We start from the raw sequence: 21764 nt of genomic DNA on the forward strand, positions 1-21764 counted from the left end.
GATAGTCAATATCGATGCATGTCGAAATCAGAGTTGGTGGTGACGCCGGGACAGCAATGTGCCGCGCCGCCGCGGGTGCGTGAGCCACTATCGGCGCAGTCCGCGGCCGAGCTGGCGGGAGCGTTCAAGGCGCTGGCCGATCCGGTGCGGCTGCGGGTGCTCTCGGCAATCGCCGGCCGCGCCGGCGGCGAGGCGTGCGTGTGCGATGTGTCCGAGGGCATCGACGTCACCCAACCGACCATCTCCCACCACTTGAAAGTGCTGCGCGAAGCGGGTCTGCTGACCAGCGAACGCCGCGCGTCCTGGGTGTACTACCGGGTCGTCCCCGAGGCACTGCAACAGCTTTCGCAGCTGTTGGCCGATCAGTCCGGACTGGCGGTGACCGCGTGAGCGCCACCGACACCGTCCCCAGCTCTGCGGCCGTCGTCGGCAAGCTTTCCACCCTGGATCGGTTGCTGCCGGTGTGGATCGGTGTGGCCATGGCCGCGGGCCTGCTGCTGGGCCGGGTCGTGCCCGGACTGGGCGACGCCCTCAGCGCGGTGGAGATCGACGGTATCTCGCTGCCGATCGCGCTCGGGCTGTTGATCATGATGTACCCGGTGCTGGCGAAGGTGCGCTACGACCGCCTCGACACCGTCACCGGCGACCGGCGGCTGCTGCTGGGGTCACTGATCCTGAACTGGGTCGTGGGTCCCGCACTCATGTTCGCCCTGGCCTGGCTGCTGCTGGCGGACCTGCCCGAGTACCGGACCGGTCTGATCATCGTCGGACTCGCCCGGTGCATCGCGATGGTGATCATCTGGAACGACCTCGCGTGCGGGGACCGCGAAGCCGCCGCCGTGCTGGTGGCACTGAACTCGATCTTCCAGGTCGTGATGTTCGCGGTGCTGGGCTGGTTCTACCTGTCGGTGCTGCCCGGATGGCTCGGCCTGCAACAGACGACCATCCACATCTCGCCGTGGCAGATCGCGAAATCGGTGCTGATCTTCCTCGGCATCCCCCTCGTGGCCGGGTTCCTGACCCGCCTCCTGGGTGAGAAAGCCCGTGGCCGTGACTGGTACGAGTCGAAGCTGATTCCCCGGATCGGACCGTGGGCGCTCTACGGGCTGCTGTTCACGATCGTGATCCTGTTCGCCCTCCAAGGCCGCCAGATCACCTCCCACCCCGTCGACGTGGTGCGGATCGCGGTCCCGCTGCTGGCGTATTTCGCGATCATGTGGGGAGGCGGCTACCTCTACGGCCGCCTGGTCGGCCTCAGCTACGAACGCACCACCACCCTCGCCTTCACCGCGGCCGGCAACAACTTCGAACTCGCCATCGCCGTCGCGATCGCCACCTACGGCGCGACCTCCGGCCAAGCCCTCGCCGGAGTCGTCGGCCCGCTGATCGAAGTGCCCGTCCTCGTCGGCTTGGTCTACGTCTCCCTCGCGCTGCGCGCACGCTTCACCCCCACTTCAACAAGGGTGGGGCGGTGACCGCGACACCGTCGGTGATGTTCATCTGTGTCAAGAACAGCGGCAAGTCGCAGATGGCGGCCGCGCTGATGCGCCACCGAGCCGGGAACGAGGTGCGGGTGTATTCGGCCGGCACCCACCCCGGCCAAGCTTTGAACACGCTGTCGGTGCAGACACTGACCGAGGCCGGCATCGATGTCGGTGACGAGTACCCCAAACCCTTCGATCCCGCTCTCGCCGCACGCGTGGACGCGATCGTGGTCATCGGCCGCCAGGCCCGCCTCGACCCGCCACCCGGGCCGCGAATGCTGGTGTGGGACACCGACGAACCCTCCGAACGCGGCATCGACGGCATCGAGCGGATGCGACTGATCCGCGACGACCTCACCACCCGCGTCGCCGCCCTGCACTCCGAACTCGCACACCCACTCGCCGATCCCCGGAGAACCCCATGACCGACCACCCCGCCGCCCTGCCCACACAAGGGCATGCCAACCTCACCATCGATCAGCAACTCGCCCTCAAGACCGCCGCCGCGCGCCTGCACGACGAGTTCGCCGACACCTTCTCGGTAGAGACCATCGAGAAGTTCCTGCACTCGAGCTACGACCAATTCGCTTCCCGCGCCACAGTGTTGAACTACCTGCCGCTGCTGGCCGAACGCTTCGCCCGCCAGCGTCTGCAGGCCCTGGCCAAGGTCGAAGGAAAAGCCGTGTCCGGCAAACCCACCGTGCTGTTCCTGTGCACCCACAACGCCGGCCGCTCACAGATGGCGCTGGGCCACTTCACCCACCTCGCCGGCGACGCCGCCCTCGCCTGGTCCGGTGGCTCCGAACCCGGCGACCAAATTAACCCCGCCGCCATTGAGGCGATGGCCGAGATCGGCATCGACATCGCATGCGAATACCCCAAGCCCTGGACCGAGGAAATCCTGCGCGCCGCCGACGTCATCATCACCATGGGCTGCGGTGACGCCTGCCCCATCTACCCCGGCCGCCGCTACGAGAACTGGGACCTGCCCGACCCCGACAACCAGCCCCTCGACACCGTGCGCGCCATCCGCGACCAGATCGAAACCCGCGTCCGCACCCTGCTGGCCGAACTCGACATCCCCACCGCGTGAAAGGCCCCGCACCCATGACCACCAAACCCAGCGTGCTGTTCGTCTGCGTCCACAACGCCGGACGCTCCCAAATGGCCCAAGGCTTCCTCACCCACCTCGCCGGCGACCTCATCGAAATCCGCTCCGCCGGAACCGCACCCGCCCAGACGATCAACCCCGCCGGCAAAGGCGTCGACGCGGTCCGCCCCATCCGCGACCAGATCCGCACACACGTCGAAGAACTCATCGCCGAACTACTGCCCGCCCACCGCTGACCCCACCTGCGGGGCCCCAGTCAGAACAGGGTGTCGCGCACGCGCGAGGGCCGATATCCAGTCGGTTTGCGCTTCCAGCTGCCGCGCCCGGATCATGCCTTCGTGAGCGTAGAGCAGGTCCCGGCGCAGCGCGTGCAGGGATTAGCCCTTGTTCAGCTGGCGGGCGATCTTGCGGCGATACGCCGGGTCAGACAGATACCGAGCGGCGTAGATGGTGCGCCGCAGCGCCCCGTACTCCTTGAGCGCCGCGGCCAGCGCATTCTGCCGACCCGACGCCGACAACTTGCCGACCAGCAGCGACGCGATCGCGTGCCCGACCTTTAACGATCCGGCCAGCAGCAGATCATCGAGCAGGGCCTGCCGGTCCTCCCCGGATTTCCCACGTTCGGCGAGTTCCTGCTGCATCCGCCGTTCAGCCGCCCCGAACTTCGCCGAGATCGCCTGATCGAACAGCTGCACCACCTCATCACCGCCCGACCAGCAGCTACACGGACTTCGTTGTTTTCTGCGCCGTTACTACCGGAACCCCGTGTCCGCTACCAGTTTGATGGTCGGGTTTGCATGGTTAGATGCGCATATCTACGTATCGACTTGTTTTTTATGCAAGATCCGCCCGCGTTCCTCTTGGCCTACCGAGACCGTGTGGACCAGTTCAAGGAGCGATCATCGACCCCCTTCGCGACGTTCCCCTATCCCGGAGCGAAACCACGGAGCCGACAGCCTGTCCCCCGGTCCCACAGGAAAATCCGCGGCGACAGTCGGATCGCCGCCGTCCTCCCCCGGTTCGGGTCGACCGGATCTCGGCCGACCCGAACCGACGCGATCAGGTCCAGAGCACCGCCACGAGCACATTGACGATCGCCAACCCACCCGCCGCATGTGTCATCCATGGAATATCCTTGCCGCGCTTGGCATCCGCGCGCCCCATCTCCGCGAACGCCGCCACCAGCACCGCGATCGCCAACTTCACCCCGATCTTCGCGTTGTCCGGGTCCTTCCCCAGGGAATCGATCGCCGAGGCCATCCCGACCAGCACCACACCGGTGATGATCTGGGCCCGCGCACCCCACACCATCACTTCGGACACCTTCGGTTGCCCCGCCGCGTAGCCACCGACCACCGCCGCCATTCCGAGCAGGTGCGTGATCACAACCAGGTTGTACACAACGTCCATGTCCCGAGAGGCTAGCCGATTCGGACATCGACTACTACAACGTGTCGTAAATTTTTTTTGGGTACCGACCGGTACGATGCTTTGCCCCGGACAGCCGTGGCGCGGCGGCCGGGAGTCAGTGTGGCGGTTCGTCGCTGGACGAACGGGTTTGCTCTGCGCGGCGTCGGCGTTGTTCGACCGGGTCGGGGACGGGGACCGCGGCGACGAGGGTGCGGGTGTAGGCGGCCTGTGGGGCGCGCAGGATGCGGTCACGGTCGCCCTGTTCGACTATCGCTCCCTCGCGCAATACGACGATGCGGTCGGCCAGGCGGTCGACCACGGCGAGATCGTGGCTGATGAACAGGCAGGCCCAACCGCATTCGCGCTGGAGTTCGACGAACAGTTCGAGGACGGCGGCCTGCACCGAGACGTCGAGCGCGCTGGTCGGCTCGTCGGCGACCAGCAGGTCCGGGTCGAGAACGAGGGCGCGGGCCAGGCTGGCGCGCTGGCGCTGGCCGCCGGAGAGTTCGTGCGGGTAGCGGTCTTCGACGCCCGCGGGCAGGCGGACGTCGTCCAGTAGCGTGCGCACCCTCGACCTGATGTGCGCGCGGTCGCCCACCCGGTGCACGATCAACGGCTCGGCGACGCATTCGCCGATCGTCATCCGGGGATTCAGCGAACTCGCCGGGTCCTGGAAGACGAAGCCGAAGCGCCTGCGGAGGGGCCGCAGGCTGCGCTGGGAGAGTCCGGCGATATCGCGGCCCCTGATGCTGACGACGCCCGAGGTCGGTCGTTGCAGGGCTGCCACGCACCGGCCGATGGTGGACTTTCCCGAGCCGGATTCACCGACGAGACCGAGGGTTTCGCCGGCCGCGATGCTCAGGCTGACGCCGTCGACCGCGCGGAAACGCGGCCGCCCGAACGGGCCGGGGAATTCGACGACCAAGTCGCGGACTTCGAGTACCGGATCGTCTGCCCGCGAGGCGATCTCGGTGGCCCGCTCCGGTGCGGGCGGACGCGGCGCCCCGAGATGTGGCACCGAGGCGAGCAGGGTGCGGGTGTATTCGGCGCGCGGTCGCGCGAACAACTCGTCCACCGGGGCGGTTTCGACCACACGTCCGTCGCGCATCACCACGACGCGGTCGGCCAGATCGGCCACGACGCCCATGTTGTGGGTGATCAGCACGATCGCGCTGCCGATGCGGTCGCGCAGATCGCGCAGCAGCGCCAGGATCTCGGCCTGCACGGTCACGTCGAGGGCGGTGGTCGGTTCGTCGGCGATGATCACCTTCGGCTCGCACGCGATGGCGATGGCGATCATGACGCGCTGTTTCTGCCCGCCGGAGAGCTGGTGGGGGTAGTAGTCGACGCGGTGCGCCGGATCGGGCAACCCGACCGAACCGAGCAGTTCCACCGCGCGCGCCTTCGCGGCCCGTCTGCTCAGATCCGTGTGTGCGCGCAGGGCTTCACCGATCTGGAAGCCGACCGTGTAGAGCGGGTCGAGCGCGAGGCCGGGTTCCTGGAAGACCATCGACACCGCACCGCCGCGCAGTGCGGTGAGCTGACGTTCGTTCATCGCGGTGATGTCCTGGGAGCCGAGGGCGACCAGTCCCCGCACCCGCGCGGTGCCGGGGAGCAGCCCCATCGCGGTGCGGGCGCTCACCGATTTGCCCGAGCCGGATTCCCCGACGATCGCGAGTACCTCGCCCGGATGGACCTCGTAGGACACGTCGCGGACCGCGTGCACCGCGCCCGCGTCGGTCGCGAAGGTCACCGACAGGGATTCCACCGACAGCGCGGGTGTTCGCCGCTCGTCACTCATCCTCGGCCTCCCCCGCGTTCGGCGCGGCCGCGCGGCGGGTCCGCAGCAGCGGGTTCAGCACCTCGTTGAGGCTCTCACCGACCAGCGTCATACCGAGCACGACGAGCACGATGGCCGCGCCGGGAAAGACCGCCTCCCACCAGTAGCCGTTGGACACCGGCCCGATCGCCTTGTTGAGGTCGTAGCCCCATTCGGCCGCCTGGGTGGGTTCGATGCCGAAGCCGAGGAAGCCGAGCCCGGCCAGGGTCAGGATCGCCTCCGCGCCGTTGAGGGTGACGATGACCGGCAGTGACTGGGTGACGTTGGCCAGCACGTGCCGGAACATGATGCGCGTGGTCGACGCGCCCGTCACCCGCGCGGCGTCGACGTAGGGTTCGTTCTTCACCGCGACCGTCGCGTTGCGCACCACCCGGAAATACTGCGGCACGAAGATCACCGTGATGGCCACGGCGGCCGACAGCACGCCGCCGAACGCGCTCGACGCGCCGCCCGCGACGACGATGGAGACCACGATGGCCAGCAGCAGGGTCGGGAAGGCGTACATGGCGTCCATGAACACCACGAGCACGCGGTCCAGCCAGCGGCCGACATATCCCGAGACCAGGCCGAGCGGCACGCCGACGAACAGCGAGAGCACCAGGGACAGCGCGATCACCAGCAGCGCGGTCCGCGCGCCGAACACCACCCGCGAGAACACGTCCTCCTGGCGCACCGACGTCCCGAACCAGTGCTGCGCCGACGGCCCCTGATCGGGGATGAAGGCGACGCCGTCCGCGGATTCCTGCGCGAATCCGTAGGGTGCGATGAGTGGCGCGAAGATCGCCACGAGCGCGAAGACCGCGATCAGCGCGAGCCCGAATATCAGTGTGGCGCGCTGCAACCCGGAGGTCATCGACATCAGTCGCAGACCGGGGATGCCGCGCCCCCGGACGACGGGCGCGGGCGGTGCAGCGTCGGTGAGCATTTCGGGGACGGTCATCAGAACCTCACCCTCGGATCGATCAGGGCGACGAGTGCGTCGACGAGGAAACTCATCACGGCGACGACCACGGCGATGAAGGCGACGATGCCCTGCACCGCGATGAAATCGCGGGCCTTGAGGTATTCGGCGAGCTGGAAGCCGAGTCCCTTCCATTCGAAGGTGGTCTCGGTGAGCACCGCCCCGCCGAGCATCATGGCGATGTACATGCCCATGACCGTGACGATGGGGATCATGGCGTTGCGGGCGGCGTGGCGTCCGGTGACCTGCCGCGCGGTGAGCCCGCGCGCCCGCGCGGCGTCGACATAGTCGCTGCGCAGGGTCTGGATCAAGTTGATGCGGACGAGCCGGAGGAAGACGCCCGCGGTGAGCAGACCGAGCGCCACCGCGGGCAGCACCGCGTGTTTCAGCACGTCGATGAGATATCCGGTGTCACCGTAGAGGATCGCGTCGATGGCCAGGACATTGGTCTTCGGCGAGACGTGCTGGAGCTTCAACTCGACGTTCACGCTGGCTCGTCCCGACACCGGCAGCCAGCCGAGTTTCACCCCGAAAAGCAGTTTCAGCAGCAGGCCGACGAAGAACACCGGCGCGGCGTAGGCGAGGATGCCGAACAGGCGGATGCCCGCGTCGGCCACCGAATCACGATGTGTCGCCGCGTATCTGCCGAGCGGGACACCGACCGCGAAGGCCACCAGCAGCGCCCAGAAGACCAGTTCCAGGGTGGCCGCACCGTAGCTGGTGATGACCTCGCTGATCCGCCGGTGATCCTGCGCGACACCGAAATCGCCGTGCAGCAGCCCCGACAAGTACTCCCGATACTGGGTCAGGATCGGCCGATCCAGTCCGGCGTCGGCCTTGCGGATCGCGATCTGCTCCTGGGTCATCCGCCCGCCCATGGCGGCGCTGATCGGGTCGCCGATGACCCGCATGAGAAAGAACACCACCGTGACCAGGATCCAGGCGGTCACCGGAATCATGAGCAGGCGCACGCCCAGGTAACGCAGCAGTGCGCCGCGCCGCGATTCGCCGCCGCCGAACGCGGGAAGCCCGAACCGCCGGACCCTGCTCGGTGTGTCGACCGAGTCGGGTCCGGCGACCTCGGAGGTCACTTGCTCAGCACCGTGTAGCGGAATTTGAAGGACGGATCGAGGGTCTGCTCCATCCCCTGCACATCCGCGCCCGCGACACCGATCTGCTTGCCGGACAACAACGGAAGGATCGGCAGGTGGTTCTGCGCGAGGTCACGCTGCACCTGCCGGATCAGTTCCAGGCGTTTGGTCTCGTCCGGTTCGGTGGTCTCGGCCGTCAATTGCGCGGTGATGCCGGGATTCTCGAAATGGCTCTGGAGGAAGTTGTTGGGCGCGAAGAACGGGGTCAGGTAGTTGTCGGCGTCCGGGAAGTCGGGGAACCAGCCGAACTGGAACAGCGGGTAGCCGTCGCGCGCCCGTTCGCGCTGGTAGCTGACCCATTCGGTGGATTGGAGATTCACCCGGAACAGGCCCGTGCCCTCGAGTTGGGTCTTGATCGCCGCGTATTCCTCCGACGAACTGCCGCCGTAGTGGTCGGGGTTGTATTGCAGGTTCAGTTCCACCGGCGTGCTCACTCCGGCGTCGGCGAGGAATTTCGCGGCGGCGTCCTTGTTCGAGGCCGCGCCGTAGATGTCCTTGAACGGTTCGGCCGCACCCGGCATCCCCTGCGGCACCGACGAATACGCGGGCAGATAGGTGTTCTTGTAGACGCCCTGCGCCAGCGCGGGCCGGTCGATCGAGGAGGCGACGGCCTTGCGCACCGCCAGTTTCTGCTCGGGCGTCCCGCCCGGCATCGTGTTCAGGTTGAACACGATGTAGCGCAACTCGCCGCCCGGCCCTTCCAGGACCTTCACCTTCTCGCTCGTCCGCAGCGATTCGATGTCGGACGGGGTGAAGGAGCGGTAGCCCGCGTCGATGGCGCCGTTCTGCAGGTCGAGTTTCAGGTTGTCGGTGGTGGCGTAGTACTTCGCCGAGATGTTCGGCGTCTTCGGGGTGCCGAGAATGCCCACGTAGTCGGGGTTCGCGCGATAGTCGACCACTTTGTTCTTGTCGTAGGTCGCGATCGTGTACGGGCCGGAATATCCCTTGGCGCGCACGACCTCCTCGTCGGTCATCACCTTGTCCGCCGGATAGACCTGCTCGTCCACGATGGGACCGGCCTGGGTCGGCAGGATCGCCGGGAAGGTCTGGTCGTTGGCCACCTTCAGGGTGAATGCCACCGTGAGATCGTCCACGACGTCGGTCTTGTCGAGGTTGCCGAGCAGCGAGGCGGGTCCGTTCGGGTCGTTGATCCGCAGCATCCGGTCGAAGGAGAACTTGACGCTGGTCGCGGTCAACGGATTCCCGTTGGCGAATTTCAGGCCGGATTTGAGCTTGCAGGTGTACACGGTGGGTTGGGTGAACTCACACGACTGCGCCGCATCGGGTTTCGGCGTCGGGTCACCCGGCGCGAAATTCAGCAGATACGAATAGATCTGGGTCTCCACGACCAGGGAACCGTTGTCGTAGGCGGCGACCGGATCCAGCGAGAAGATCTTGTCGGTGGTGCCCACCACCAGGCTCGCGCCGCCCTCGTCGTCCCCGGTGCGGCCCGAACCGCACCCCGCGACCGACGATCCGACCAGTGCCACGAGTCCGATGGCGACCGCGGTCCGTGCAACCCTCATCATCCAGCCCCACTTCTCGAGCGCGCCGCACCGCGTTCTCCTGGATCACAGGGTCCGGCACGGACGCGGTGAATTCGGTATAGCTGGCGACCGTACCCACGAACCATTTCCGACACGTTGCGTTCCCGAAGAAAATTCACCGCTCGACGCGCCGCTGTCGGCGGTCGGCGGCACGCGGACGCAACCTGTCGGTCATATGCCCAGGAAGCGGCGCGCGTGTGCCGCTGTGACGTCTCGAGTAGGCCATGGCACAGGTAGGGACTCGGCCGCCTTCGTACCCGAATCAGCGCGGATCAAACATTCTCGCAGTACCGAGATACGCAGTCGCACAGCAGGTTCGAGTCTTCGGAGGACACCGCGAACCTGATAGGGCGGCAGTGCTGCGAGGCGTTGGTCACCCCTCCCCCAGACCGAGGTCGCGCCTGGCCAGACCGAGGAAACCATCGAGGAAGTCGGACACGGAACCCACCATGCCCTCGATAGCGGCGACCAGAGCGGGGCTGTCCGCACGCAGGGTTTCCTCCGAGCCGGGCGAACGCCCGAGGTTGCGCTCGATGAACGGATTCAGATGCTCGGTGAGGAACGGTCGATACTGATCGGCGCCGAATCGTTCCACGAACGGCATCATCTCGAGATCGCCGACCAGCAGGACACTGAAGGACATCCGCCACATCGCCAGACCCCTGTCGGTGAGCATCGCGCCCCGGTCGCGGATCTCCTCCCGATCCGGTGGCCGTTGATTCAGTCCCCCTTCCAGCCACGAGAGTTTTTCGAGATAGCCGAACAGCGAACCGGCGAAATCGGAGTAGACCTTCTGCCGATTCTCACGGATCGCCTGGGCCGTCTCCGCGCTTTCCTTCTGACGCGCCTCCGTGGTGCTGACATAGATGGCCGCGCCGGCCGAGACGCCGCTGGAAATGATCGCCGCGCACACCGCGGTGGCCAACGCGTAGCGCCCGCCGCGCGTCGCCGCCCTCAGATCGCGTCGCAGGTCGGCGTTCGTGGGTTCGGATCGTGGCGGTTCACCGCCGGGCGGGTCCGGTTGTCGTCGCGGTTCAGATGTCTCGGAATCCATCGGCGCACCGATCGGTCGACTGGAACGGATATCGGCATCGGCGTTCGTTTCGCACTCCGCGTCGGCGCGGGCCCGGAGACGCGGAACCCCCGTAGCGCCGCCGTCACCTCGCGACCGACTCTCGACGACGACCGTCCTCCGGGGCCGGGAGATACGACGCTAGCCGTATCCGGGACCGCCCGGTGGGGGATCGCCTAAAAAATCGCCTGTACCAGCAATGATCTCCCGAACCGCCCGCCGCTTCCCGGCCGTGTCGAGAAGCAGGCGCGGGAGTACGGTGGGATCAGCGGATCCGTCGCGGAAGGCGCGGATCGGCGCGGACGAACTCGACGCCGCGCACGTCGGCGACGGCGCCACCGTCACCGACGTGGCGATCGGCTGGGGATTCCTGCACCCGGGCCGCTTCGCCCAGGCCTACCGCAAGGCGTACGGACAACCCCCGCACACCACCCTGACCGGCTGACAGGTCCGGCGACCCCGACGAGGCTCAGGCCAGCGCGAAAGTCAGCAGCAGGGTCGGCGGGGAGGTCTCGCGCCACCACGAGTAGCCGAACCAGACCCCGGGTGTGATCTCGCGGATCTCGTCGTAGATCTGCGGGATCGGCGACAGTTCGTAGTTCAGCACCCAGGTGGGCGCACCGTCGGTGATCGCGGAATCGACGTACACCTGCGCGGGGAACCCTTCGATTCCCGCACCGGTCACCCGGTTCATCAGATGTCCGCCGTCAGGGCCGGTGTAGAAGGTCTTGCCGCGCCACAACGCCGGAGCGATCGAATGTATCGCGGCGGGACTGACCACCCACCCGTCAGTAGCCCCGGTGGGCGAGGCTCCGGGTCCGGCGGCGGCGAAGATCGCGTTCTGCTGGTCGAGCGAACACCGATGGCGCAGGGAATCCAGGGTCACCGCACTGTCGGCGGGGTCCACCACGCACCCTCGGCCGTGGTCGATCGCGGGAAGCACACCGGAATCGGCCGTCGCGGGCCGCGCCCCGACGAGAACTGCGGTGGCGAACGCCGAGGCCAGCGCGATGACCAGGCGTGCGGGGGTGATGCTCATCAATCCTCTTGCGGTATCCGGGCGTGCCGGGAGCGAACACAGTTGTTCGCCCCGGAACAGCAAACTTCCCCAGCAGTAACCGGCGCAAACGATCTCAAACCGTATCGCGCACACCGGTGTTCCCGGGTCGCGCACGCAACCCGGAGGGGTCATTCGATGACGGTCATGAAGGTCCACAGGAGTTGTTCGCGGTCGCGGGCGCTGTATTCGCGGTAGCCGTAGGGCTGGTCGACCGGTTCGTAGACGATGTCCGCGCCTGCGGCGGCAGCGTGGCGGTGGTGCGCGTCCACGTCTTCGACGACGATCGACATGGAGGCGGTGCAGGCGCCGACGGTGCTCGGTGAGGTCAGTCCGAACTGTTCGGAGACCGCGTGCAGCCAGATGACGCCGTCACCCGCGGTGACCTCGGCGTGGTGCGCGACTCCCTTGTCGTCGACGGTGACGCGTCCGGGTTCCATGCCGAAGACGGTGGTGAGGTAGTCGTGGGCGGCGGCGACGTCGCGGTAGACCAGGGTCGGGATGCGGCGTTGGATTCTGCTGTCGAGCATGGCCATGTCCTCCAGGGTGGCGAGCAGATCCCGGGTCGGGATCGTGCGGTGATCGGTGTGGGCGGTGACCATCGAGGTCAGCCGGCGCCGGAGACGGTGACCGACCGCGAGTCGGTGGTCGAGTTCGGCGGTGTGACGACCGAGGACGGCGAGCAGATCCCAGGACGGATCGTCGAGGGCGGCCGCCACCTCGTCCAGGTTCAGGCCGAGATCGCGCAACAGGCCGATGCGGTAGAGCCGTTGGACGTCGGCGGGCGCGTACAGCCGGTGACCGCCCCCGCTGCGCCCGGACGGTGTGAGCAACCCGATCTCGTCGTAGTAGTGCAGGGTGCGCACCGTGAGTCCGGTGGCCGCCGCCACCTCACCCACCTTGACGTATTCGTCTCCGCCGTTCGTCACGCGGATGACGCTACGACCTCACGCGACGTCAGGTGCAAGGCCCGCGAGCCGCGTGTCCGCCGCGGCGATTCCCACGGCTTCTACCGGATCACCCAGTCGGCGCGGCAGTGCCAGGGCGACGGATAGAATTCTGCGCATCACGTAGGTGGCGTCAGGGGGCGGCGCTCCCCACCTACGACCTTCGATCTCCTCGACGGATCGCCGTTGCACGTGTGGGCGACCGCGCCGGCCTTTGTCGGCCCTGCTGCCGTGCATCCGGGCATATTAGTCGGCAAGACCTGGCAGCCGGGCAGATCGCCCAGGATGACGAACCCACCTGCCGCAAACAGGGAGGTCTATACAGTCGCGAGGATGACTGGCACGTCGACATTCGTATTATCGAGATTTATAGCAGTGTGTTCTCACAGCAAATTGGCAGACCATACCATTCTGCTATAAACATTGGCATTCATCGCGCAACATCGGAATTCATCCTCGAAATCACCAGGACAAGATGACCGGAAGCTCAACGTGCTGATGTCCAGGGGGTGTGAACTGGATTCGGCTCGCAGGTCACGAGCCGAATCCGCTTGCGTCACCAGCCCGAGCCGGAACCACCTGATCCGGTGTTCGCGACGACGGTTCCGATGACCATCTGCGCGAGCCCGGCGATCAGAGCAAGAAATTCCACGGTGTCCTCCGACTTTCTCAGCGCCGACTGTCCGGCGTAGCGGTGACCATAACGCAACTTCCGTCTGAAAGAAAGGTTCTTCGTACTTTTGGTAACAGACAAACTTTCGAGTCGGGGCGGAGGTCTCGGCCGGGCTGTCTCCCGCACCGCGGACGGTGCGGGAGACAGGGTTACGGTGATTCGAGCCGAGCGGGGATCAGCCGTCCAGCAACCCGCGCATCTCGGTGATCTCGGCCCGCTGGGCGTCGATGATGTGTTGCGCCAACGCCTTCGCCTCGGCGTTCGCGCCGCGGTCGAGTTCGGTGCGCGCCATGTCGACCGCGCCTTCGTGGTGCTCGATCATTCCGGTCAGCCACAGTCGGTCGAACTCCGCGCCGCGGGCGGCCTCCATCCGATTCATCTGCTCCGCGTTCATCATTCCGGGCATCGGCACGTCGGGGGCGTGACCCATCCCCGCGTGGTCGGCGGCAGTCGGCGGGACGCGAGCACCCCACGCGCGCAGCCAGGCGGTCATGGTGTCGATCTCCGGTTCCTGGGCGGCCTGGATTCGGGCGGCCAGGTCCAGCACCCTCGGGTCGGTCGAGCGCGACGCAACGAGTGCCGCCATCTCCACCGCTTGGCGATGGTGCGGGATCATCTCCTGGGCGAAGGCGACGTCGGCGTCGTTGTGCACGCTCGCCGTCGGGCCGCCGGTGGAGGACACGGACGAGGACGGCGCCGACGAGGACACCGGCGAGGTGGTCCCCGAGTCGTCGGCGCATCCGGCGACGAGCACCGCCGAAGTCAGCACGATCAGCGCACCTGGAACAAGGCTCCTACGGGACATGAGTGAACTCCTGGGTTTCTGAGGTATCGAAAAAGGCAGAACGAACCGACGCCGCGCCCCGGAATGCACCGGGACCGGCGGGCGTCCATCACTGCCGCAACACGCACAGAACTGCCAAGCGACGCAGCGTCGGCGTCGGCGGATCACGCCCGAACCCCCGGGCGCACCTTCGACGCCACACCATCGCGCGCTCGTCGGGAAACCGCCAGGCCACCGCGAACACCAGCAGTATCAGGCCGGTGACGGCGGCCAAGATCGCCAGGCACAGGTGCAGCAGGTCGTGGCCCGCACCGTGCCCGCCCGGCTGCCGATCGACCACCGACGACGCGGCGACCGGGGATTCGGCAGGGGGCATCTCGACCCGGGAGACTTCGCAGCAACCGTCGCCGTGTCCCTTCTGCGCGGAATGCTCGGAGCCGGGGATGTGGTGCATGCCGAGGACGGCCACCGCCAAGGTGGCCAACAGCAAGGAACGCAGCAGCGTTCCGACACCGCCGGACAGCACACGACCGAGGTTAGCAGCGGCCGTCCGGCTACCGGTCCGCACCGCCGAGCGGCCCCGCGCCTCGGCGGACGGACGTGAGCCTGCCGTCCGCGATCTCGGCGACGCGGTCGACCAGGTCGAGATGGCCGCGATCGTGGGTGACCAGGACCGTCGCGCCGCCCCGGTCGCGGGTGAGCCGCGTGAGGAGGTCGATGACGGCGGCGCCGCGAACGTGGTCGAGGGCGCTGGTGGGCTCGTCGACCAGCAGGACCGTGGGGTCGTTCATCAGCGCGCGGGCTATGCCGACCCGCTGGCGCTGGCCGCCGGAGAGTCGGTGCGGGCGGCGGTCGGCCTCGGCGGCGAGGCCGACGGCGTCGAGCAGGTCCAGCGCGCGGGCGCGGGCACCAGGGCGACCGTCGATACGGGCCATGACCTGGAGTTGTTCGGCGGCGGTCAGCGCGGGTAGCAGGTTGGGCTGCTGGAAGACCAGGCCGATCTCGCGGCGGCGCAGGTCGGTGCGTTCGGCGCGGGTCAGGCCCGCGGTGTCGACGCCGTCGATGACGACGGTGCCCGAGTCGGGGGTGATCAGGGTCGCCGCGACGGCGAGCAGGCTCGATTTGCCGCTGCCCGAAGGGCCGACCACCGCGGTCACGCTCCCCTTGGGCACTTCCAGGCCGACGTGGTCCAGGGCGGTGAGGCGGGTGTCGCCGTCGGCGTAGGTGAGGGTGACGTCGGAGAGGGTGAGGGTCATCGGGTGCTCCCCAGGGCGGTCAGCGGATCGACGGAGGTGACGCGGCGGACGGCGAGCGCCGCGCCCACCGCGCCGAGCAGGATCATCAGCGCGGCCGGGCCGAGGACGGTCGCCGGGGTGAGGACGAACGGGACGGCGGTGTCGGCGAACAGTGCGCCGACCGCGACGGCGAGGCCCGCACCGAGCAGCGTGCCGCCCACGAGCACGATCGCGGCTTGGCCGAGGGCGTCGCGCAGCAGCCAGGTGGTGCTCGCGCCGAGAGCTTTGAGGACGGCGATGTCACCGGCGCGCTGAATGGTCCAGACGGTGAAGAACGCACCGACGACCAGCGCGGAGATGGCGAACAGGAAACCGCGCATCACTTGCAGCGAGGCGTTCTCGGAAGCGTAGGAGCCGATCGCGGACAAGGAGTCGGACTTGGTGACGGTCGAGGTGCCCGCGGCCCGGTCGGTCGCGGAGATATCCGCGTTCGCGGTGGTCAGGGCGAGTACGGTGGCGGCCGCGTCGGACGGGGGTGCGGTCGCGCGCCACACGTCCAGGGTCGTCCAGAGGACCGGGGTGTGACTGAAGTAGGACTCACCCGTGACGGCGGCCACGGTCAGGGTCCGGCCCGCCAGGGTGACGGTGTCGCCCGCGCGGATGGCGAGGTCGGCGGCGGCCGGGGCGGACAGGACGGCGGCGTGTTCGGTGAGGCGATCGCTGTCGGGCGCGAGGGTCGAGCCGGGGCGGACGCCGAAGACCGAGATCCCGGCGCTGTGGTCGCGCGCGGTCGCTCTGGTGGTGGTGATGCCCAGCGGTTCGGCCGAGGTGACGCCGGGGGTCGCGGCCCAGCGACGCCACTGGGTCTCGGTGATATCGGAGTCCGCGTAGGAGAGTTCTCCCCCGCCGCCGAACACGATCCGGTCGGCGGGCAGGTCGGTGACAGCGGAGATGTTCTGCGCGCCGAGTCCGGCGGTCAGTCCCGACAGCAGTCCGACCAGCAGGGTGATCAGCACGATGACGCTGGCCATCAAGGCGAAACGCCCCTTGGCGAAGACGAGGTCTCTCCAGGCGACGAACACGGCGGTCCTTTCCGGTTGACGATACGAGTCCAGGGTCGTCGCGGAATACGGTCAGGACATCCGACCGGCGACCGCACTTCGCCGGTCCGAAGGCGGCAGGCCGATTCCACCTTTCGACAGAGGCGGTCCGCGTGCGGGCTCCGTAGCCTGGATGTCCGTGAACGCCGACCGGACCGCCCCGACACCGCCCGGCCGGGTGCTGACCTGGTGCCTGCACCTGCTGTTTCTCACCCTGCTGGCCGTGGCGGCGGCACGCGCCGTGCTCGACGCCGAACCCGGGGCCGCGGCGATCGTCGCCGTCGCGGCGGTCTGCGCGCTGGTCTACGCGGCGGGGCCGTTCCTGGTCCGCACGCGGCGGACCGCGGCGGTGTGGCTGGGCGTCCTGGGGGTGACATGGTCGGCGCTGGTGGTGCTGACCGCCGACGGCGTGTGGGTGGCCTTTCCGCTGTTCTTCCTGGAGTTGCACCTGCTGTCGCGGCGGGTCGGTCTGGGCGCGGTGATCGCCACGACGCTGGTCGCGATCACCGCGTTCTCCGTCCACCAAGGTGTGTTTCGGCCGGTCGCGGCGCTCGGTCCGACGCTCGGCGCGGCCGTCGCGGTCGCGGTGGTGTGGGGTTATCAGGCGCTGTATCGGGAGAGCGAACAGCGCAGGCGACTGATCGAGGAGTTGACCGCGACCCGCGCGGATCTGGCGCGGGCCCAGCACGCCGCCGGGGTTGCGGCCGAACGGGAACGTCTGGCGCACGAGATCCACGACACCCTCGCGCAGGGCCTGTCGAGCATCCAACTGCTGCTGCGCGCGGCCGAACGCTCGCTGCCCGAATCGACCGACAACGCGGCCCGCTACGTGGATCAGGCGCGGCAGGCGGCGGCCGACAATCTGGCCGAGGCGCGCCGGTTCGTGGCCGCCCTCGCACCGCCGGCCCTCGACGACACCACCTTGGCCGACGCGCTGCGCAGACTGTGCGTCACCACCGACGCCCGGCACCGGACGGCGGTCGACTTCCAGGTGCTCGGAGAGCCGGAACCGCTGCCGACCGCACACGAGGTCGCGTTGTTGCGGGTCGGGCAAGCCGGCCTCGCCAACGTCGTCCGGCACGCCGAGGCCACCTCCGTCAGCGTCACCCTGCGGTATCTCGACGACCACGTGACCCTCGAAATCGCCGACGACGGTATGGGTTTCGATCCCGGACGAGTCGCGGACCCGGACCCCGGCGAAGGCGGGTTCGGTCTGCCGTCCCTGCGCGCTCGCACCCGGACGCTGGGCGGCTGTCTCACGGTCGACTCGAGTCCGGGCCGCGGCACCGTCCTCACCGCCCGCCTGCCGCGCTCCGCCGGCACACCCGGGGAGCGATCGTGACCGACGCGCCCATCCGCCTGCTGCTGGCCGACGACCATCCCGTGGTGCGGGCCGGTCTGCGAGCAGTGTTGGAGACCGAGCCCGGACTGCTCGTGGTCGCCGAAGCCGCGACCGCCGAAGCCGCGGTCGAGCGCGCCGCGGCGGGCGACATCGACGTCGTCCTGATGGACCTGCGGTTCCGCACCGGCATGACCGGGGCCGAGGCGACCGCCGCGATCACCGCTCGCCCCGGCGCGCCGCGGGTCCTGATCGTCACGACCTACGACTCCGACGCCGACACCCTGCCCGCCATCGAGGCGGGCGCGACCGGCTATCTGCTCAAGGACGCCCCTCCCGAAGACCTGGCCGCCGCGGTGCGGACGGCCGCCGCCGGGCGCACGACGCTGTCCCAGGCGGTGGCCGACCGACTCGTGCACCGCATGCGCCGACCCGATATCGCCCTGACCCGCCGCGAGATCGAGGTCCTCGCCCTGGTGGCGGACGGCTTGTCCAACCGGGCCGTCGCCGACCGCCTGCACCTGACCGAAGGCACCGTCAAATCGCATCTGGCCCGCAGTTACACCAAACTCGGCGTCGACTCGCGCACCGCCGCCGTCGCCGCCGCGACCGATCTCGGATTCATCCGCCGCTGAACGGCTCTCGGTCGGCGGGCGCGACTCGGCGCAGCAGATCGAAGAAGTAGGCGACGTGATCGGCCATGTCCAGTGACGTACGAGGCGTACGATCGCGTCCGGCAGTGCTTCGGAGCCGCCTTCGGCGGGCAGGTGTTCGGCTCGAGGAAGAGGAGTGCGAATGGCTGAGTCCACGAATCGGCTCGCGAACGTGAGTCGGACCGATCGGATCGCGCTGGGCAGCGGCGCGGATTTCTGGACCACGAAGGCGGTGGGGGCTGTTCCCTCGCTGGTCCTCACCGACGGCCCGCACGGGGTGCGCAGGCAGGCGGGCGCCACCGACCATCTCGGCTTGGCGGAGAGTCTGCCCGCGACTTGCTTCCCACCCGCCGTCGGCCTGGCGCAGAGCTGGGACCCGGACCTGGTGCGGCGGGTCGGGCGCGCCCTCGGCGCGGAGGCGCGAGCGCTCGGGGTGGACGTCCTGCTCGGCCCCGGCGTCAACATCAAACGCGACCCGCGCGGCGGACGCTCGTTCGAGTACTTCTCCGAGGACCCGACGCTGACCGGCGCGCTGGGCGCGGCATGGGTCGAGGGCGTGCAGAGCGTCGGCGTCGGCGCCTCGCTGAAGCATTTCGCCGCCAACAACTGCGAGACCGACCGGATGCGGTCCAGTTCGGATATCGATCCGCGCCCGCTGCGCGAGATCTACCTGCGCGCGTTCGCCCACATCGTGCGCACCGCGCGGCCGTGGACGGTCATGTGCTCCTACAACCGGATCAACGGCGTGTACGTGGCGCACAACCGCTGGCTGCTCACCGACGTGCTGCGCGGCGAATGGGGCTTCGACGGACTGGTGGTCAGCGACTGGGGCGCGGTCGTGGACCGGGTCGCCTCGGTGGCGGCGGGTCTCGACCTCCAGATGCCCGGCGACGGGGGGCGCGGGGACGCCCAGGTCGCCGCGGCGCTCGCGGCGGGCGCACTGGTTGAATCGGCGGTGGATCGGGCGGCCGAGGCCGTGGCGGCCTTGGCCGACAAAGCGACCCGAGGGCGCGCCCAAGGCACGCCGGCTCCGGACGAGCAGGCCCATCACGCCCTCGCCCGCGAGGTCGCCGGGCTCTGTATGGTATTGCTGCGCAACGAGAACGACCTGTTGCCGTTGACTCCCGGCCGGTCGCTGGCGGTCATCGGCGAGTTCGCCGAGGCCCCGCGCTACCAGGGCGGCGGCAGTTCGCACGTCAATCCGACCGCCCTGGACATCCCGTTGGCCGAGATCCGCGCGCTGGCCGCGCCCGGCACCGTCGACTACGCGCGGGGTTTCACCACCGACGACAGCGGTGACGCGCGGGCATTGCGCGAGGAGGCCGTGCGGGTCGCCGCGGCGGCCGAAGTCGCGGTGGTCTTCCTCGGCCTGGCCGCGAACCAGGAGTCGGAGGGGTTCGACCGCACCGACATCGAGATCCCGGCCGACCAACTCGATCTGCTCGCCGAAGTGGTTCGGGTGCAGCCGAATACGGTCGCCGTACTGGTCCACGGCGGTGTGCTGCGCCTGACTCCGGTGGTGGAACTCGCGCCCGCGATCCTCGACGCCGCGCTCTCGGGACAAGCCGGCGGCGGGGCGATCGCCGACGTGCTGTTCGGCGTGGTGAATCCCTCGGGCAGGCTCGCCGAAACGGTGCCGGTCCGACTCGCCGACACCCCCGCCTACCTCGATTTCCCCGGCGAACACTCCCACGTCCGCTACGGGGAGGGCCTTTACGTCGGCTACCGGTGGTACGACGTACGCGAATGGGAGGTCTGCTTCCCGTTCGGACACGGCCTGTCCTACACCGAATTCGCCTACTCCGACGCGACGGCCACCGCCGACGAATCCGGCCTGCGCGTGACGGTGACCGTCACCAACACCGGCGCGCGGGCCGGTCGCGAGATCGTGCAGGTCTACACCTCGGTACCGGATTCGACGGTGGCGCGCCCGCCGCGCGAACTGCGGGGCTTCCGGGCCACGAGCGAACTCGCGCCGGGTGATTCGGAACAGGTCACCGTCGAGGTGCCGCGCGCCGACCTGGCCTACTGGGACACCCGGGTGGACCGCTGGGTGGTGGAAGACGGCCGATACGGGGTGCACATCGGCGCATCGAGCCGTGATCTGCGCGCGGCGACGGAGGTTCGGGTGACCGGCGACGAAGTGCGCGTGCCGATCACCGCCCGCTCCACCCTCGGCGAAGCGCTCGCCGATCCGAAAGCCGCGGCGGCACTGGGTGAATTGTTCGAGGGGATGTCGGCGTCGATGTCGGGCGACGCGCTCGGCGTGGACATGATGCGCATGATCGCCTCCATTCCCCTGGAACGACTCACCGGATTCGGCGTCTCCCCCGACGCGCTGCGCGCGGTCTACGACGACTGAACCAGTTTTCTCGTGCTCGACGGGCGGACTGAGCGGTCACCGGGTTCGGGTGGTGCGCTCCCAGGTGGGTAGCCACACCTCCGGCGGCGCGCAGTTGCGGGCGAGCAGGAAATCGTGCAGTTCATCGAGCGCGGGGTGGCGGTTGTCGGCGCGCCGGATCATCGACAGCGGATAGATCGGCGTCGGCGGGCCGATCGGCAGTCGCCGCAGGTCGTAGCGGTCCGGCCACAGATATCGGGTGCCCGCGCCGACCAAGGTCGCCAGGTCGGCCGATTCGGCGAGTTCGTCCAGGACAGCCTCTTTCGCGAAGACCGGGCCCCGCGCGTCGATGGTGACACCGAACGCGGCGGCGAATTCCGCGTAGTAGTCGGCCACCTCGCCGCGGTTCGGCAGTCCGGGCATCCAGATGCGGTGCCCGAGAAGTTGATCGGGAGTGACCGCGACGGCGTCTGCCAAGGGGTGGTGCGGACCGACGAGCAGTTCGTGCGGTTCATCGATCAGGCGGGCGGCGCTGACCGACGGCGGCAGGTGCGTGCGCGCGGGCACGGCGTGAAAAGTGGCGTCGATCGTGCCGGATTCGACGGCGGCGATCGCCGCGTCGAGGTCGACGTCGAGGGTGACGACGTCCAGGGCGATGCTCGGATGCGCGCGGTGGAAGTCCTGGAGCAGCACCGCCGTGACGATGCGGCGGGCGACGACGTCGACGCGCAGGGCCCGCCTGCCGGGTCGCACCGAAGCGTCGGCGCGGTCGGCGGCCCGGAGTAGTTCGCGGGCGTGGGGCAAGAACGCCACGCCGTCGACCGTGAGGTGCGCGCCGCGGGCGGTGCGCGTGAACAACCGTACGTCCAGGTATTTCTCCAGGACGGCGATGCGCTTGGACACCGCCTGCTGGGTGATCCGGAGTTCCGCGGCGGCGTCCTGGAATCGGCCCGCGTCCGCGGCGGTCACGAACGTGCGCACGGCGTTGAGATCCACCGGGCGAGCTTAGGCACACAACAACGGGTTGTGGCTCGCCGCCGGGACGGTTGTTTGCTCCCG

22 protein-coding genes and 1 pseudogene are annotated in these 21764 nt (G+C 68.6%); 9 read left to right on the top strand and 14 right to left on the bottom strand.

The genetic code is table 11. The features are described from left to right. Positions 1-18 precede the first annotated feature (18 nt). From ON30_RS32540 to ON30_RS32560, 5 genes are read left to right on the top strand one after another with little or no spacing between them, the layout of a single operon-like run. A complete protein-coding gene (locus tag ON30_RS32540; protein ID WP_051030309.1) occupies positions 19-390 on the top strand; it encodes an ArsR/SmtB family transcription factor in 372 nt (123 codons plus the stop codon). Continuing rightward, complete coding sequence (gene arsB / locus ON30_RS32545) at positions 387-1475, top strand: ACR3 family arsenite efflux transporter (RefSeq protein WP_040713903.1); 1089 nt, start codon at positions 387-389, stop codon at positions 1473-1475. Before ON30_RS32540 ends, arsB begins: the two co-directional genes overlap by 4 nt. Before the next feature lie 17 nt (positions 1476-1492). After that, positions 1493-1909, top strand: coding sequence for an arsenate-mycothiol transferase ArsC (locus ON30_RS32550; protein WP_051030316.1), 417 nt, complete (start codon positions 1493-1495; stop codon positions 1907-1909). After that, complete coding sequence (locus ON30_RS32555; protein WP_040713907.1) at positions 1906-2577, top strand: arsenate reductase ArsC; 672 nt, start codon at positions 1906-1908, stop codon at positions 2575-2577. The genes ON30_RS32550 and ON30_RS32555 overlap by 4 nt, the downstream gene beginning before the upstream one ends. Positions 2578-2591: 14 nt before the next feature. Next, the gene (locus tag ON30_RS32560; RefSeq protein ID WP_040713909.1) at positions 2592-2831 is read left to right on the top strand and encodes an arsenate reductase/protein-tyrosine-phosphatase family protein; all 240 of its coding nucleotides are present in this window, start codon (positions 2592-2594) and stop codon (positions 2829-2831) included. 21 nt (positions 2832-2852) lie between these two features. On the opposite strand, the pseudogene ON30_RS42150 reads toward ON30_RS32560, so the two are convergent. The 7 genes and pseudogenes from ON30_RS42150 to ON30_RS32595 all read right to left on the bottom strand — a co-directional run. Beyond that, positions 2853-3179 (bottom strand): annotated as a pseudogene (locus tag ON30_RS42150) (Tn3 family transposase); the annotation flags it as partial. 475 nt (positions 3180-3654) lie between these two features. Next, positions 3655-4005, bottom strand: coding sequence for a hypothetical protein (locus ON30_RS32570; protein WP_040713912.1), 351 nt, complete (start codon positions 4003-4005; stop codon positions 3655-3657). A 115-nt stretch (positions 4006-4120) separates the two neighbouring features. Further along, entirely contained in the window at positions 4121-5806 is a 1686-nt protein-coding gene (locus ON30_RS32575; RefSeq protein WP_040713914.1) for an ABC transporter ATP-binding protein, read from the bottom strand. Continuing rightward, positions 5799-6785: an ABC transporter permease gene (locus ON30_RS32580; RefSeq protein WP_373282669.1), complete on the bottom strand. Its 987-nt coding sequence runs from the start codon at positions 6783-6785 to the stop codon at positions 5799-5801. The genes ON30_RS32575 and ON30_RS32580 overlap by 8 nt, the downstream gene beginning before the upstream one ends. Continuing rightward, positions 6785-7795 (bottom strand): ABC transporter permease, encoded by a 1011-nt coding sequence (locus ON30_RS32585; protein WP_040713982.1) that lies wholly within the window; start codon positions 7793-7795, stop codon positions 6785-6787. The genes ON30_RS32580 and ON30_RS32585 overlap by 1 nt, the downstream gene beginning before the upstream one ends. Positions 7796-7893: 98 nt before the next feature. Continuing rightward, positions 7894-9486 (bottom strand): ABC transporter substrate-binding protein, encoded by a 1593-nt coding sequence (locus ON30_RS32590; RefSeq protein ID WP_040713916.1) that lies wholly within the window; start codon positions 9484-9486, stop codon positions 7894-7896. A 391-nt stretch (positions 9487-9877) separates the two neighbouring features. Beyond that, positions 9878-10429, bottom strand: coding sequence for a hypothetical protein (locus ON30_RS32595; protein ID WP_157184028.1), 552 nt, complete (start codon positions 10427-10429; stop codon positions 9878-9880). 406 nt (positions 10430-10835) lie between these two features. Here ON30_RS32595 and ON30_RS42460 point away from each other — a divergent pair, with 406 nt between their 5' ends. Next, entirely contained in the window at positions 10836-11021 is a 186-nt protein-coding gene (locus tag ON30_RS42460) for a helix-turn-helix domain-containing protein (protein WP_040713920.1), read from the top strand. Between the two features lie 24 nt (positions 11022-11045). Here the strand turns inward: ON30_RS42460 and ON30_RS32605 are convergent, their stop codons facing one another. The 6 genes from ON30_RS32605 to ON30_RS32630 form a co-directional block, all read right to left on the bottom strand. Then, positions 11046-11615, bottom strand: a complete 570-nt coding sequence (locus tag ON30_RS32605) for a hypothetical protein (RefSeq protein ID WP_040713921.1) — start codon at positions 11613-11615, stop codon at positions 11046-11048. A gap of 149 nt (positions 11616-11764) precedes the next feature. Continuing rightward, positions 11765-12562, bottom strand: coding sequence for a MerR family transcriptional regulator (locus ON30_RS32610; RefSeq protein ID WP_051030310.1), 798 nt, complete (start codon positions 12560-12562; stop codon positions 11765-11767). A gap of 866 nt (positions 12563-13428) precedes the next feature. Continuing rightward, complete coding sequence (locus ON30_RS32615; RefSeq protein WP_040713927.1) at positions 13429-14058, bottom strand: DUF305 domain-containing protein; 630 nt, start codon at positions 14056-14058, stop codon at positions 13429-13431. 88 nt (positions 14059-14146) lie between these two features. Then, positions 14147-14563, bottom strand: a complete 417-nt coding sequence (locus ON30_RS32620; protein ID WP_040713929.1) for a DUF6153 family protein — start codon at positions 14561-14563, stop codon at positions 14147-14149. Between the two features lie 28 nt (positions 14564-14591). Further along, positions 14592-15293 (bottom strand): ABC transporter ATP-binding protein, encoded by a 702-nt coding sequence (locus tag ON30_RS32625; RefSeq protein WP_040713932.1) that lies wholly within the window; start codon positions 15291-15293, stop codon positions 14592-14594. Continuing rightward, complete coding sequence (locus ON30_RS32630) at positions 15290-16354, bottom strand: ABC transporter permease (RefSeq protein WP_040713935.1); 1065 nt, start codon at positions 16352-16354, stop codon at positions 15290-15292. Before ON30_RS32630 ends, ON30_RS32625 begins: the two co-directional genes overlap by 4 nt. 157 nt (positions 16355-16511) lie before the next feature. On the opposite strand from ON30_RS32630, the gene ON30_RS32635 reads away from it, so the two are divergent. The 3 genes from ON30_RS32635 (at position 16512) to ON30_RS32645 (ending at position 20726) form a co-directional block, all read left to right on the top strand. Then, a complete protein-coding gene (locus tag ON30_RS32635; protein WP_245554317.1) occupies positions 16512-17714 on the top strand; it encodes a sensor histidine kinase in 1203 nt (400 codons plus the stop codon). Continuing rightward, a complete protein-coding gene (locus ON30_RS32640; RefSeq protein ID WP_040713941.1) occupies positions 17711-18346 on the top strand; it encodes a response regulator in 636 nt (211 codons plus the stop codon). The genes ON30_RS32635 and ON30_RS32640 overlap by 4 nt, the downstream gene beginning before the upstream one ends. 160 nt (positions 18347-18506) lie before the next feature. After that, complete coding sequence (locus ON30_RS32645) at positions 18507-20726, top strand: glycoside hydrolase family 3 C-terminal domain-containing protein (protein ID WP_040713944.1); 2220 nt, start codon at positions 18507-18509, stop codon at positions 20724-20726. A gap of 36 nt (positions 20727-20762) precedes the next feature. Here ON30_RS32645 and ON30_RS32650 read toward each other — a convergent pair whose 3' ends face one another. Continuing rightward, a complete protein-coding gene (locus ON30_RS32650) occupies positions 20763-21701 on the bottom strand; it encodes a LysR family transcriptional regulator (protein WP_040713947.1) in 939 nt (312 codons plus the stop codon). Positions 21702-21764: the final 63 nt, after the last annotated feature.

The sequence above is a fragment of the Nocardia takedensis NBRC 100417 genome, assembly GCF_000308695.1.
In the GTDB taxonomy this organism is placed as follows: Bacteria; Actinomycetota; Actinomycetes; order Mycobacteriales; family Mycobacteriaceae; genus Nocardia; species Nocardia takedensis.